The sequence below is a fragment of the Pseudomonas sp. 05N433 genome, assembly GCF_056396925.1.
Genome location: NZ_JBFTML010000005.1, coordinates 53,016 through 66,251, shown reverse-complemented (window position 1 = coordinate 66,251; position 13,236 = coordinate 53,016). Strand labels below are relative to the sequence as shown.

The 13,236-nt window shown below is 60.4% G+C and carries 12 protein-coding genes; 7 read left to right on the top strand and 5 right to left on the bottom strand.

Annotation, left to right across the window (positions count from 1 at the left end):
* The first annotated feature begins 222 nt into the window (after positions 1–222).
* Positions 223–402 (top strand): hypothetical protein, encoded by a 180-nt coding sequence (locus tag AC1DIS_RS03475; RefSeq protein ID WP_086944159.1) that lies wholly within the window; start codon positions 223–225, stop codon positions 400–402.
* 80 nt (positions 403–482) lie between these two features.
* A complete protein-coding gene (locus AC1DIS_RS03470) occupies positions 483–845 on the top strand; it encodes a DUF1493 family protein (protein ID WP_086944160.1) in 363 nt (120 codons plus the stop codon).
* Positions 846–983: 138 nt separating this feature from the next.
* On the opposite strand, the gene AC1DIS_RS03465 is transcribed toward AC1DIS_RS03470, so the two are convergent.
* The 3 genes from AC1DIS_RS03465 to AC1DIS_RS03455 all read right to left on the bottom strand — a co-directional run bounded on the left by AC1DIS_RS03465 (position 984) and on the right by AC1DIS_RS03455 (position 4,256).
* Positions 984–2,525: a phosphoenolpyruvate carboxykinase gene (locus tag AC1DIS_RS03465; RefSeq protein WP_018929314.1), complete on the bottom strand. Its 1,542-nt coding sequence runs from the start codon at positions 2,523–2,525 to the stop codon at positions 984–986.
* Positions 2,526–2,704: 179 nt separating this feature from the next.
* Positions 2,705–3,607 carry an Hsp33 family molecular chaperone HslO gene (hslO, locus tag AC1DIS_RS03460; protein ID WP_477744107.1) on the bottom strand — a complete coding sequence of 301 codons (903 nt, stop codon included), beginning with the start codon at positions 3,605–3,607 and terminating at the stop codon, positions 2,705–2,707.
* Between the two features lie 241 nt (positions 3,608–3,848).
* The gene (locus AC1DIS_RS03455; protein WP_064615830.1) at positions 3,849–4,256 is read right to left on the bottom strand and encodes an RNA-binding S4 domain-containing protein; all 408 of its coding nucleotides are present in this window, start codon (positions 4,254–4,256) and stop codon (positions 3,849–3,851) included.
* 213 nt (positions 4,257–4,469) lie between these two features.
* On the opposite strand from AC1DIS_RS03455, the gene rimB reads away from it, so the two are divergent.
* Complete coding sequence (gene rimB / locus AC1DIS_RS03450) at positions 4,470–4,949, top strand: retropepsin-like aspartic endopeptidase RimB (protein WP_018929317.1); 480 nt, start codon at positions 4,470–4,472, stop codon at positions 4,947–4,949.
* A complete protein-coding gene (gene rimK / locus AC1DIS_RS03445) occupies positions 4,946–5,851 on the top strand; it encodes a 30S ribosomal protein S6--L-glutamate ligase (protein WP_018929318.1) in 906 nt (301 codons plus the stop codon). The genes rimB and rimK overlap by 4 nt, the downstream gene beginning before the upstream one ends.
* A gap of 180 nt (positions 5,852–6,031) precedes the next feature.
* On the opposite strand, the gene AC1DIS_RS03440 is transcribed toward rimK, so the two are convergent.
* Positions 6,032–7,345 (bottom strand): ATP-binding protein, encoded by a 1,314-nt coding sequence (locus AC1DIS_RS03440; protein WP_007939543.1) that lies wholly within the window; start codon positions 7,343–7,345, stop codon positions 6,032–6,034.
* A 115-nt stretch (positions 7,346–7,460) separates the two neighbouring features.
* Positions 7,461–8,201 (bottom strand): osmolarity response regulator transcription factor OmpR, encoded by a 741-nt coding sequence (gene ompR / locus AC1DIS_RS03435; protein ID WP_007939544.1) that lies wholly within the window; start codon positions 8,199–8,201, stop codon positions 7,461–7,463.
* Positions 8,202–8,563: 362 nt separating this feature from the next.
* Between ompR and AC1DIS_RS03430 the strand changes: the two genes are divergently transcribed.
* From AC1DIS_RS03430 to gshA, 3 genes are all read left to right on the top strand, one after another.
* A complete protein-coding gene (locus tag AC1DIS_RS03430) occupies positions 8,564–10,888 on the top strand; it encodes a Tex family protein (RefSeq protein WP_018929319.1) in 2,325 nt (774 codons plus the stop codon).
* Positions 10,888–11,271: a PaaI family thioesterase gene (locus tag AC1DIS_RS03425; RefSeq protein WP_018929320.1), complete on the top strand. Its 384-nt coding sequence runs from the start codon at positions 10,888–10,890 to the stop codon at positions 11,269–11,271. The genes AC1DIS_RS03430 and AC1DIS_RS03425 overlap by 1 nt, the downstream gene beginning before the upstream one ends.
* A 214-nt stretch (positions 11,272–11,485) precedes the next feature.
* Entirely contained in the window at positions 11,486–13,069 is a 1,584-nt protein-coding gene (gene gshA, locus AC1DIS_RS03420) for a glutamate--cysteine ligase (RefSeq protein WP_477744106.1), read from the top strand.
* The last annotated feature ends 167 nt before the right edge of the window (positions 13,070–13,236 follow it).

The following is a 13,236-nucleotide window of genomic DNA, read 5'->3' as shown; positions in this document are numbered from 1 at the left end:
TCAGCGACTCGGGCTTGGTCACCCGAATGGCTCATATCTACGCGTCCGTTATATGCTGCCGGCACTTCAAGTGCCTGCACGCTATATGGTGGCTGTGTTTGGGACGCCCTCGGGCGTGCCGGGATGTGAGCCTCATCGGTTGACCAACCCGAACACAGTCCGCCTCCCATCGCTTGGTCACGGTGACGGCGGTTCTTCCCGATGCATTTGAGGCTAAAACCAATGAAGACATGGAATCCGCTCTCCAGCGATCGTTACCTTTCACTCCAATCCAACCTCACCGACACCCCGCCCCTGATCATCGACACAGAGGCCAACCCCCAAGACATCCTCGAAGCCGCCCTCCAGCGCATCCGAGCCTCCAGTGATCTCCTCAAAACCCTGCAATCCTTTACGTTTTAACCGCTGCCATCGGGCTTGCGCCCTTCCCCACGAATCCGACGCCCAATAAGATCCTCCAAAGCCCAACCGGATGCCCCGTAATGATCCTCGCCCCCAACTTCCCCGACGACCACGCCATGCACCTGCTCATGCAGTTGCTGCACGAAGAACTCGGCCTGCCCGAACGCAAAACCATCAGTCTCACCACCTCGATCAACTTTGACCTGGGTTGCGATGGCGCTGATGCGCGGCAGCTGATGGAAGCGCTGGAGGAACAGTTCGCCATCGATTTCGTCGACTACGACGCATATCGGTATTTTCAACCGGAAGGGTTTGATGTGTTTCTCAAGCGCCGAGCGAAGGGTCGTGGCGACAAAGTGCCGCTGACTATTGGGATGCTCTACAAAGCAGTCAAGAAACAACGGTGGGATACGCAGGAAGTGGAAGGGGTCGAGGGGATCTGATCAACAGAAGTGGAATTATTCTGGCTGTTTAGCGTGTTTACTGCGGGAATATTGCCAGTTTTGCCTCAAGGGAACTGAATCAGCGCTCACAAAAAAGCCGCCCCAAAGGGCGGCTTTCTCATTGCATCAGACCAACTCTTACAACTTCGGCCCAGCAGCCTTGATCGCGTCGCTCACGTCGAACTTCTTGAAGTTCTCGACAAACAACCCGGCCAGTGCTTTAGCAGCTTCATCGTAAGCAGCCTTGTCAGCCCAGGTGTTACGTGGGTTCAGCAGGCCAGTCTCAACGCCCGGCACAGCCAATGGCACGTCAAGGTTGATGGTGTCCAGGTGCTCAGTCTCGGCACCGATCAACGCGCCGCTCTGGATCGCTGCGATCACGCCGCGGGTGGTCGGGATGTTGAAGCGTTTGCCGACGCCGTAGCCGCCGCCGGTCCAGCCGGTGTTGACCAGGTAAACCTTGGAGCCGAAGCCGCGGATGCGCTTGATCAGCAGTTCTGCGTATTCGCCAGCCGGACGCGGGAAGAACGGTGCGCCGAAGCAGGTGGAGAAGGTCGACTTGATGCCGCTGCCGGAACCCATTTCGGTCGAGCCCACCAGTGCGGTGTAGCCGGACAGGAAGTGGTAGGCCGCTTGTTCTTCATTGAGGATCGACACTGGCGGCAGCACGCCGGTCAGGTCGCAGGTCAGGAAGATCACTGCGTTTGGCTCGCCGCCCAGGTTCTTCTCGGAACGCTTGGCTACGTGCTCCAGCGGGTAGGCGGCGCGGCTGTTCTGGGTCAGGCTGACATCGGTGTAGTCGGCGTGCTTGGCGTCGTCGATAACAACGTTTTCCAGGACTGCGCCGTGTTTGATGGCTTTCCAGATGACCGGCTCGTTCTTCTCGGACAGGTCGATGCATTTGGCATAGCAACCGCCTTCGATGTTGAACACCACGCCTTCGCCCCAGCCGTGTTCGTCGTCACCGATCAGGTAACGGCTTTCGTCGGCGGACAGGGTGGTCTTGCCGGTGCCGGACAGACCGAAGAACAGGGTCACGTCGCCCGCTTCGCCGATGTTGGCGGCGCAGTGCATTGGCAGCACGTCGGCGGCCGGCAGCAGGAAGTTCTGCACCGAGAACATGGCTTTCTTCATTTCACCGGCGTAGCGCATGCCGGCGAGCAGCACTTTTTTCTGCGCGAAGTTGATGATCACGCAACCGTCGGAGTTGGTGCCGTCACGCTCTGGCACGCACTCGAAGTTGGCGACGTTCAGAACTTGCCACTCTTCACGACCGGCCGGGTTGTACTGGGCCGGGTTGATGAACAGGCAACGACCGAACAGGTTCTGCCAGGCAGTCTGGGTAGTCATTTTCACGGCCAGGTAGTGCTCTTCAGCCGAACCTACGTGCACGTGGGAAACGAAATGCTCTTGCGCGTTGTTGAACGCCTCGACGCGAGCCCACAGGGCATCGAACTTGTCGGCCGGGAACTTGCGGTTGATCGGGCCCCAGGCAATGGCGTCCTGAGTAGTCGGCTCTTCAACGATGAAACGATCGACTGGCGAACGGCCGGTACGGTGACCGGTGCGAACAACCAGCGCGCCGGTATCGGCAAGCTCGCCTTCACCGCGATTCAGGGCTTGTTTAACCAGATCATCAACACTCAGATCGGTGTACACGGCGTTATTGGCTTGCGTCATGAGGTTCCCCGTCGGCCAGTGGCCGAGTGCTCCAAACGTTTTGTAGTAGAAAGTCGTGCACTACTACCGCGAAAAAAGTGGGCCGGATTATGCCAGAAAAGCCCAAAAAGTGTAGGGCCCTCCCGTCAGAACGGCGTTATTCCGGCGCAAAGCAGTGAATTTACCTGCGCTGAAGCGTTTTAGTGACGGGTATCTGACGGCGTATCAACCCCTGCTCCGGCGAATAATTGAGTGATATCGGCCGCGTCGAACAGGTAGCGCTCGTTGCAAAACTGGCAATCGACCTCGATGCTGCCGCCATGTTCGACGACCAGCCTCTGAGCATCTTCCAGACCCAGACTGACCAACGCATTGCCCGAGCGTTCCCGAGAGCAACTGCAATGGAAGCGCAGTTTCTGCACATCGAACAGACGCACTTGCTCTTCGTGGTACAGGCGATGGAGCACGGTTTCGTTGTCCAGGCTCAGCAATTCGTCGGCGGTCAGGGTGCTGGCCAGGGCGGTGATGTGCTGCCAACTGGCGGCGCGATCTTCTTCATCTTTCAGACGGTCGGCAGGCAATTGCTGCAACAGCAGGCCACGGGCACGACGGCCGTCGGCGTACAGCTTGAAGCGGGTGCCAACCTGCTGCGACATGACGAAATAGTTGGTGAAGCAATCGGACAGGGTTTCACCGTCGAGATCGACGATACCCTGATAGCGCTGGCCTTGAGTCGGGTCGACAGTCAGCGCCAACACGCCATTGGGCATCAGGTCGGCGAGCGTCGCATCGGGCGCGATCTGCTCGGCGTCGTAGCGGGCCAGGCCGCGAATTTCGCGCTCGCTGGAGCACTCGATCATCAGCATCGGCACCGGGCCTTCGGAACGGGCCTGAAGAATCAACAAGCCATCGAACTTCAAGGTGCCTACCAGCAACGCTGCAGCCGCCATCAGCTCGCCCAGCAGTTGCGCGACCGGCTCCGGATAGGTGTGTTTGGCGAGGACTTCGGCATAGCTACGCTCCAATGCCACCAGTTCGCCGCGGGTGTCGCTGTCATCGAAGATGAAGCGTTGGGTGTAGTCGGTATCCGGTAGATCGGTCATAGGTCTGGGTATCTGAAGTGGTGACAAAAAAGGTTACAAAAAATGAAACACGCCGTAGCAGCACTTTTGGGGGTGAGCTTAGCCATAGCGGCATTTTATGAACAATTCGGGGTTGTTCCAAGCAAGGTCAAACCTCGGTTTTCGACGAGCGGTGCTTTCACCTGCGAAATGCGCCGTTGGCGAATATCCCCCATATGGCTGCACAGGCAGGCGATTACAAGTCTGCGCCCGACGGCCGTCACTACTCGTCGTTGCTGCTGCCGCGAAACTTGAACAAATCCCGGCGCTGTTTCTTGCTCGGTTTGCCGTCGGTGCTCACGCCCAACGCCCCGGCCTTGCGCATGGCCGCCGCCGCTTCGCGCTTGGCAACGCTGGCTTCGGTTTCGGCATACAGGGCCTGGGCTTCCGGCGCGCCACGACGCACGATCGACAACGCCTGGACCACCACCGTGCGCTCCTCGAAGCCGGTGCGAATCTGAAACTCGTCGCCGATCCTCGGCTCCTTGCCTGGCTTGCAGCGCTCGCCTCGGCAATGCACCTTGCCGCTTTCAATCGCGGCCTTGGCCAAGGCACGTGTTTTATAAAAACGCGCAGCCCACAACCATTTATCGAGACGAACCTTGTCGTCCTCTTCGCTTTTTTGTGCCATTGGATGTCCTCATTCTGAAATATCGATGAACTGTACTACCGTTTCTGTCGTGCCATGAATCACAACGCCGTGGATTAGAATGCAGGCATTCCCCCCTGTTTGAGGGATGAAAATCCGGGCCGTAGATATCTGTCGCCTTTTACCCATTATTCTGCGTGAATACCGCGAATTCGGCCGCACACGGCCTGAGCGGTTTTTGCCGGTTGAGCACTTTTGAAGACATTTGACCATTTGACCGTTGTCGGTCTGCGCGAGTGGGTGGCGCTCCCGGATTTGGGAGTCGCGGGCCTTCGGGCAAAAATCGACACCGGCGCCAGTACCTCCAGCCTGCATGCCACCGACATCGAGCCGTTCGAGCGCGACGGCGAACAGTGGGTGCGCTTCACCGCGCACCTGGGCACGGTGGTGCAATTGCGGCACCGGCGCTGCGAAGCACCGCTGGTAACGATGAAAACCATTAAAAGCTCCAACGGCCACGCGCAGATGCGCTATGTGGTCAGTACCACCCTGGCCCTCGGTGATCGGGTCTGGCGGGTCGAGTTCACCCTCGCCTGCCGCAAGTCCATGCGTTATCGCCTGTTACTCGGTTCCAAAGCCCTGATCGACGGCCAGTTGGTGGTCAATCCGGGCATCAAATATGTACAAGACAAGCCGGTGTTCCCGGTATCTACCCTCTCCACAGGTGTTGCATGAAGATCGCTGTGCTGTCGCGGAATCCGCGTCTGTATTCCACCCGTCGCCTGGTCGAAGCCGGTGTAGAGCGTGGCCATGAAATGGTGGTGATCGACACCCTGCGCGCCTACATGAACATTGCCAGCCACAAGCCGCAAATTCACTACCGTGGCAAACCGCTGGAGGGTTTCGATGCGGTGATCCCGCGGATCGGCGCATCGGTCACGTTTTATGGCTGCGCGGTGCTGCGCCAGTTCGAAATGATGGGGGTGTTTCCGCTCAACGAGTCGGTGGCCATCGCCCGTTCCCGAGACAAACTGCGTTCCCTGCAATTGCTGTCGCGCCGGGGGATCGGTTTGCCGGTCACCGGTTTTGCGCACTCCCCGGATGACATTCCCGACTTGATCGAGATGGTCAACGGCGCACCGCTGGTGATCAAAGTGCTGGAAGGCACCCAGGGCATCGGCGTGGTGCTGTGTGAAACGGCGACGGCAGCGGAGTCGGTGATCGAGGCCTTCATGGGCCTGAAGCAGAACATCATGGTTCAGGAGTACATCAAGGAAGCCGGCGGCGCGGACATTCGCTGTTTCGTGGTCGGTGACAAGGTGATCGCGGCGATGAAGCGCCAGGCCAAGCCGGGGGAGTTTCGCTCCAACCTGCATCGCGGCGGTAGCGCGAGCCTGATCAAGATCACCCCGGAAGAACGCATGACCGCGTTGCGTGCAGCGAAGGTCATGGGTTTGGCAGTGGCGGGTGTGGATATCCTGCGTTCCAATCACGGCCCGTTGGTGATGGAAGTGAACTCGTCGCCGGGTCTGGAAGGGATTGAAACCACCACCGGGAAGAACGTGGCGGGGATCATCATTGAGCATCTGGAGAAGAATGGCGGGCCAAATATGACGCGGACCAAAGGTAAAGGGTGAAGCTTACTCAGGCCCTGTGGCGAGGGAGCTTGCTCCCGCTGAACCGGGCTGGAGGTCCAGGCCGAAGGACTCCCGAAACCGGCAACCGTGTTTTGCATTGAAATACGGTTGCCTGATTTCACGGTCGCTGCGCAACCGAGCGGGAGCAAGCCCCCTCGCCACAGAGGTTGTGTACGACGCTTAAACCGCATCCCGCGGCAACATCAACCCAAGCGGCAACCGAACCCGCGCTTCCAGCCCACCACCGGAGCGGTTGCGCAGCTCGACATTCCCGCCATGCATCGAGGCGATCCGTTTCACGATCGCCAGCCCCAACCCCGTCCCCTTTCCGCCCCGGGCCCGATCGCCACGGGTGAACGGGTTGAAAATCGCTTCCAGCTCCGACGGATCAATCCCCGCGCCACGGTCCATGACACTCAGCACCACATACGGCGCGCTGGTATCCCCGGACACATAAGCCGCCACTTCCACTCCACTGCCAGCGTGATGCAGCGCATTGCCGATCAGGTTGTTCAGCAGCCGCTTCATCGACACCCGACGCAACGGGAACGGCTGGATCGGCTCCAGGCGCAAGTGCACTTTTTCTTCGTTCTGGTTGTACGGTGCGGCGACTTCGCGAACCAGATCGCTCAGGTCCACTTCTTCCACCAACTCGTCACGACCGTCGCGAATGAAGGCCAGGAACTGGTCAAGAATCGCGTCCATGTCTTCGATGTCGCGGATCATGTCGTCCGTCAGGTCGCTGTGATCGCCCATCAGTTCCAGGGACAGCCGCAAACGGGTCAGCGGCGTGCGCAGGTCGTGAGACACCCCGGCCAGCATCAGCTCGCGCTCACGCCCCGCCTGTTCGACGTCTTCGGCCATCTGATTGAAGGCGCGATAGACCTCGGTCATTTCACTCGGCGTGTCGCTGATCGGCAGACGCACGCTGCGGCCCTGACCGAGTTGCCGCGCGGCATAGACCAGACGTTTCAACGGTTGATTGAGCTGGCTGACGAAAATCCACGCCGAAGCGGTCGACAACAAGCCGATGGCGAGGAACCAGCCGAGCACGTTCCAGATTTTCTGGCCGCGCAACGGATGCGGATACAGCGGCACTTTCAGCCAGCCATCGCCCAGGCTGGGCGCCCGGACCCACAGCGCCGGTGGCGAGTGCATGCGTAATCGTACTTCGGTGTCGGCACCCARTTCGGCCTGCATCTGTCGCTGGTAGATCTCGCTGTACGGCCAGTGCTGCTCGCCTTCGGGCACACCGGCCCCTACCACCCGGATCAGGGTCGCGGCATCGGCAATCTTCGCGCGGTTCTCTTCATCGGCGGCCCAATAGGCGCGCAGCGTCAGGGCGACGCCGTGGCTGTATTGGCGATCCACCAGCACGTCTTCGTTCATCAACAGATAAACCAGGGTCAGCGCCTTGGAGAACAGGACGACGATCAGCACCAGCCACAGGGTGCGGGAGAAGAAGCTCTGGGGGAACCAAACAGGGGTTTTCATGGGTAACCGCTACACACTTGCAGGAGCGAGCGATGCTCGCATATTGCGGATCGCGAGTCTGCGGGAAAGGTCATCCGACCCGTTGCCCGCAGGACCCGCTCCTACAAATCACCGATCACTTCGTGGCGGCGCCATCCGGAACGAACACGTAGCCCACGCCCCAGACGGTCTGGATGTAGCGCGGTTTGGACGGATCGGGCTCGATCATCCGGCGCAGACGGGATATCTGCACGTCGATGGAACGCTCCAGGGCATCCCACTCGCGGCCACGGGCTAGGTTCATCAGCTTGTCGCGGGTCAGCGGTTGACGGGCGTTCATGACCAGCGCCTTGAGCACCGCGAACTCACCGGTGGTGAGCATGTGCACTTTGTCGCCACGCTTGAGTTCGCGGGTGGCCAGGGACAGCTCGTAGTCACCGAAGGTCACGCTTTCGTCTTCGCTGCCCGGCGCACCCGGCACCGGTGCTGCCTGGCGCCGCAGCACCGCTTTGACCCGGGCCATCAGCTCGTCCGGGTTGAACGGCTTGGCCAGGTAATCGTCGGCGCCCAGTTCCAGGCCCTTGATGCGGCTCAGCTCGTCGCCCTTGGCGGTGAGCATGATGATTGGAATCTGATTGTTCGCCGTGCGCAGGCGGCGGCAGGCGGTCAGGCCGTCTTCGCCGGGCAGCATCAGGTCGAGGACGACCAGGTTGAACACTTCACGCGCCAGCAGGCGGTCCATTTGCTCGGTGTTCGGGACGGCGCGGGCACGGTAGCCCTTGCTGACGAAAAAGCGTTCCAGCAGGCTGCTCAGCCCTGGATCGTCGTCAACGATAAGAATTTTTTCGCCTTCAGCAGTTTGTGCAGTGCTGCTCATTGGATGCTCCTTTGATCTCGGCGCGCATTATGGCGTAGCTGCCGTTATACGCACCGTGTGCATTGTTAGCAGATTTTTCCTTCACCGCCAGAAAACCAGTCTTTTCGCCTACAGCCTGCAATGCCCCCGAATGACACAACGCTGGTTATAATGCGCGGCCTTTTGTGTCAGGCAACGTCTGATCGTTATTGCCGGTAACCACTTTTTATTTTCATGGTGCTGGCAGTAATTGTTCGATTTCACGGGTCAACGGCAAGCCTGTTGATCCAGGTAGCGGCGCTCGCCAGGCCGCTCAACCAGACTCGCGAAGGCCCTAATTTCCGCGCCTGCGAGCCTGCTTTCACAATTTGTCAGGTGGTTTTATGGACAGCATCAACAGCCGCATCGCCGAGGAACTCGGCGTCCGCCCACAACAGGTCGAAGCGGCCGTCGCGCTACTCGATGAAGGCTCCACGGTGCCCTTCATCGCCCGCTACCGGAAAGAAGTGACCGGCAGCCTCGATGACACGCAACTGCGTCATCTGGAAGAGCGTCTGCGCTACCTGCGAGAACTCGACGAACGGCGTATCAGCATCCTCGCCAGCATCGAGGAGCAAGGCAAGCTGACCCCTGCACTTGAGCGCGACATCAAGCTCGCCGACACCAAGACCCGCCTCGAAGACTTGTACCTGCCGTACAAGCAGAAGCGCCGCACCAAGGGCCAGATCGCCCTGGAAGCCGGCCTCGGCGAACTGGCCGACGGCCTGTTCAACGATCCAACCCTGAACCCGGAAACCGAAGCGGCGCGCTTCATCGACGCCGAAAAAGGCGTGGCCGATGTGAAGGCCGCCCTCGAAGGCGCCAAGTACATCCTCATGGAGCGCTTCGCCGAAGACGCCGGTCTGCTGGACAAGCTGCGCAATTACCTCAAGCAGGAAGCCACCCTCAGTGCCCGCGTGATCGCCGGCAAGGAAGAGGAAGGCGCCAAGTTCCGCGACTACTTCGAACACGACGAACCGCTGAAAAGCATGCCGTCCCACCGCGCACTGGCGATTTTCCGTGGCCGCAACGAAGGCATTCTCAGCTCCGCGCTGAAAGTTGGTGACGAACTGCCGGGCACCATGCACCCGTGCGAAGGCATGATCGGCCAGCAATTCGGCATCCAGAACCAGAACCGCGCCGCCGACAAATGGCTGGGCGAAGTGGTGCGCTGGACCTGGAAGGTCAAGCTCTACACCCACCTGGAAACCGATCTGCTGGGCGAGCTGCGCGACGGCGCGGAAACCGAAGCGATCAACGTGTTCGCCCACAACCTGCACGACCTGCTGCTGGCCGCGCCGGCCGGCCCGCGTGCCACCCTGGGCCTCGATCCGGGCCTGCGCACCGGCTGCAAGGTCGCCGTGGTCGACGCCACCGGCAAGCTGCTGGACCACGCCACGGTTTACCCGCACGTGCCGCACAACAAGTGGGACCAGACCCTCGCCGTGCTCGCCGCCCTGTGCGCCAAGCATTCGGTGGACCTGATCGCCATCGGCAACGGCACCGCCAGCCGCGAAACCGACAAGCTGGCGGCTGAACTGATCAAAAAATACCCAGCCATGAAGATGACCAAAGTCATGGTCTCCGAGGCCGGTGCATCGGTGTACTCGGCTTCGGAACTGGCTTCCAAGGAATTCCCGGACCTGGACGTGTCGATCCGTGGCGCGGTGTCCATCGCTCGTCGCTTGCAGGACCCGCTGGCCGAGCTGGTGAAAATCGATCCGAAATCCATCGGCGTTGGCCAATACCAGCACGACGTGTCGCAGCTGAAACTGGCGCGCGGCCTGGACGCAGTGGTCGAAGACTGCGTGAACGCCGTGGGCGTGGACGTGAATACCGCCTCCGTGGCGCTGCTGGCGCGCATCTCCGGCCTCAACGCGACCCTGGCGCAGAACATTGTTGCCCACCGTGACGAACACGGCGCGTTCAAAACCCGTGCGGCATTGAAGAAAGTCGCCCGACTGGGTGAAAAAACCTTCGAACAGGCCGCCGGCTTCCTGCGCGTAATGAATGGCGACAACCCGCTGGATTCGTCGGCGGTTCACCCGGAAGCCTATCCGCTGGTGCAGCGCATTGCCGCTGAAACCGACCGCGACATTCGCTCGCTGATCGGCGACGCCGCGTTCCTCAAGCGCCTGGACCCGAAGAAGTACACCGACGAAACGTTCGGCCTGCCGACGGTCACCGACATTCTGCAAGAGCTGGAAAAACCTGGCCGCGACCCGCGTCCCGAGTTCAAGACCGCCGAGTTCCAGGACGGCGTCGAAGACCTCAAGGACCTGCAACTGGGCATGATCCTCGAAGGCGTGGTCACCAACGTGACCAACTTCGGTGCCTTCGTCGACATCGGCGTGCATCAGGACGGTCTGGTGCACATTTCCGCGCTGTCGGAGAAGTTCATCAAGGATCCACGCGAAGCGGTGAAGGCCGGTGATGTGGTCAAGGTGAAGGTCATGGAAGTCGATATCCCGCGCAAACGCGTCGGCCTGTCGATGCGCATGAGCGACACCCCGGGCGAGAAGATCGACGGTGCCCGTGGTGCACGTCCGGGGTCGGCTCCGCGCCAGTCCCAGAACACCGCGCCGCGCAAGGAAACCCCGGCAGCGGCTCCGACCAACAACGCCATGGCGTCGCTGTTCGCCAACGCCAAGCAGTTGAAGAAACGTTGATGGAGATCCCGGCCGGCTTGACCGAAAGCGCATTTTTCAAGCTGCTGGGGTGTCGCTTGCACAGCCTGGACACCGGGGTGGCGCAAGTCGCCCTGGCGCTGGAGCCACAGTTGCGCAATCGCGGCGGCAAGCTGCACGGCGGGGCTTTGTTCAGTCTGGTGGACATTGCCATGGGGCTGGCCTGCTCCAGCACCCACGGCTTTGACCAGCAAAGCGCGACCATCGAGTGCAAGATCAACTACATCCGCGCCGTCGCCGACGGTGAAGTGATGTGCACGGCCAGGGTGATCCACCCGGGCCGTCGCACGCTTGTCGTCGAGGCCGATGTGATGCAAGGCGACAAACTGGTCGCAAAAGCACAAGGCACGTTCGCTGTCCTGTAGCCCCCAATCATCAATTTGAGTTAATTTCGGCGCTGTGACTACAGCGTCGGAGTTTCCTTCGCTCGTGTCTGCCAGATTCAAGGATTGAAGTTGGCCTTTCAATACGGGCCTGTATGGCTCAAGAACCAGGCGAAAACGCCAGTTTCAACTTCACCCTTGTAGACCGTCTTGCCCACCCCCATATTGGGGCGACTGACGCGTGAAGGAATCCAACTTGAGCGAACTTCTCAACCGCCGCCTGGCTCTGCTCGGCGAGCGCGCTAACCTCTCTCTGCTCGAACAGTGCCTTCACGGCATCGAACGTGAATGCCTGCGCGTGACAGGCGAAGGGCGCCTGGCGCAAACGCCGCACCCCGAAGCATTGGGTTCCGCGCTGACCAACGAACAAATCACCACTGACTACTCCGAGTCGCTGCTGGAGTTCATCACGCCGGCCCTGCCAGACCCGGCGGATACGCTGGCGAGCCTGGACAAGATTCACCGGTTTGCCTACAGCAAACTCGGCGACGAGTACCTGTGGAGTCCGTCGATGCCGTGCCCGTTGCCGGCCGAGGAAGACATCCCGATCGCCTATTACGGCACCTCCAACATCGGTCAGCTCAAGTACGTCTATCGCAAGGGCCTGGCCCTGCGTTACGGCAAGACCATGCAGTGCATCGCCGGGATCCACTACAACTTTTCCCTGCCGGAAAAGCTCTGGCCGCTGCTCAAAGAGGCCGAAGGCTTTGTCGGCACCGACCGCGATTATCAGTCGTCAGCCTACATCGCGCTGATCCGCAACTTCCGTCGCTACAGCTGGCTGCTGATGTACCTTTTCGGCGCGTCCCCTGCGCTGGACGCCGGTTTCCTGCGCGGTCGCTCGCATCAACTGGAACAACTGGATCCGGACACCTTGTACCTGCCGTACGCCACCAGCCTGCGCATGAGCGATCTGGGTTACCAGAGCAACGCCCAGGCCGGTCTGACGCCGTGCTACAACGACCTGACCAGCTACACCGACAGCCTGCGCAAAGCGGTGGCTACACCGTATCCAGCGTACGTCGAGGTGGGTACGCACAAGGACGGTGAGTGGGTTCAGCTCAACACCAACATCCTGCAGATCGAAAACGAGTACTACTCCAACATCCGCCCCAAGCGCGTGACCTACACCGGCGAACGGCCGATTCAGGCGCTGGTGGCCCGTGGCATCCAGTACGTCGAAGTCCGCTGCCTGGACATCAACCCGTTCCTGCCGATGGGCATCGACCTCACCGAATCACGGTTCCTCGACGCATTCCTGCTGTACTGCGCGCTGAACGACAGCCCGCTGTTGACCAGTACCAGCTGCGGTAACGCAACGTCGAACTTCCTCAGCGTGGTCAAGGAAGGTCGTCGTCCGGGCCTGCAGCTGCAACGCGACGGGCAAGCGGTGGACATGAAGGAATGGGCCGGCGAATTGCTGGAGAAGATTGCGCCACTGGCGGCGCTGCTGGATCAGAGCCATGGCGGCGATGCCCACAGCAAGGCGCTGGACGCCCAAATGGCCAAGTTCCAGGACTCGTCCCTGACGCCATCGGCCCAGGTGCTGGCAGCGATGGCCGAGCACAAGGAAAGCTTCGCCCAGTTCTCCTTGCGCCAAAGCCAGGTGCATGCGGAGTTTTTCCGCAGCGAGCCGCTTTCAGGCGAAGAACAGACCAGGTTTGAAGAGCTGGCGCGTTCGTCGTTGGCTCAACAGGCTGAACTTGAACAGAACGAAGTCGGCGATTTCGATGTGTTTGTCGGAGCGTATCAGGCGAGCATTCTGGCGATCAGCAATTAGACGTAAACCTCTGTGGCGAGGGAGCTTGCTCCCGCTCGGCTGCGCAGCAGCCGTAAAATCTGCGACGGTGTTTAATCTGGCACAACACCTTCGCTTTTTTTGAGAGTCCTTCGGCCTGGAGCGCCAGCCCGGTCCAGCGGGAGCAAGCTCCCTCGCCACAAGAGCAA

Coding starts and splice junctions, on each gene's coding strand:
- AC1DIS_RS03465 (WP_018929314.1), bottom strand. CDS start 2,525: ATGACGCAAGCCAATAACGCCGTGTACACCGATCTGAGTGTTGATGAT.
- ompR (WP_007939544.1), bottom strand. CDS start 8,201: ATGAGCAGCACTGCACAAACTGCTGAAGGCGAAAAAATTCTTATCGTT.
- AC1DIS_RS03430 (WP_018929319.1), top strand. CDS start 8,564: ATGGACAGCATCAACAGCCGCATCGCCGAGGAACTCGGCGTCCGCCCA.
- AC1DIS_RS03475 (WP_086944159.1), top strand. CDS start 223: ATGAAGACATGGAATCCGCTCTCCAGCGATCGTTACCTTTCACTCCAA.
- hslO (WP_477744107.1), bottom strand. CDS start 3,607: ATGACCGATCTACCGGATACCGACTACACCCAACGCTTCATCTTCGAT.
- AC1DIS_RS03425 (WP_018929320.1), top strand. CDS start 10,888: ATGGAGATCCCGGCCGGCTTGACCGAAAGCGCATTTTTCAAGCTGCTG.
- AC1DIS_RS03470 (WP_086944160.1), top strand. CDS start 483: ATGATCCTCGCCCCCAACTTCCCCGACGACCACGCCATGCACCTGCTC.
- rimK (WP_018929318.1), top strand. CDS start 4,946: ATGAAGATCGCTGTGCTGTCGCGGAATCCGCGTCTGTATTCCACCCGT.
- AC1DIS_RS03455 (WP_064615830.1), bottom strand. CDS start 4,256: ATGGCACAAAAAAGCGAAGAGGACGACAAGGTTCGTCTCGATAAATGG.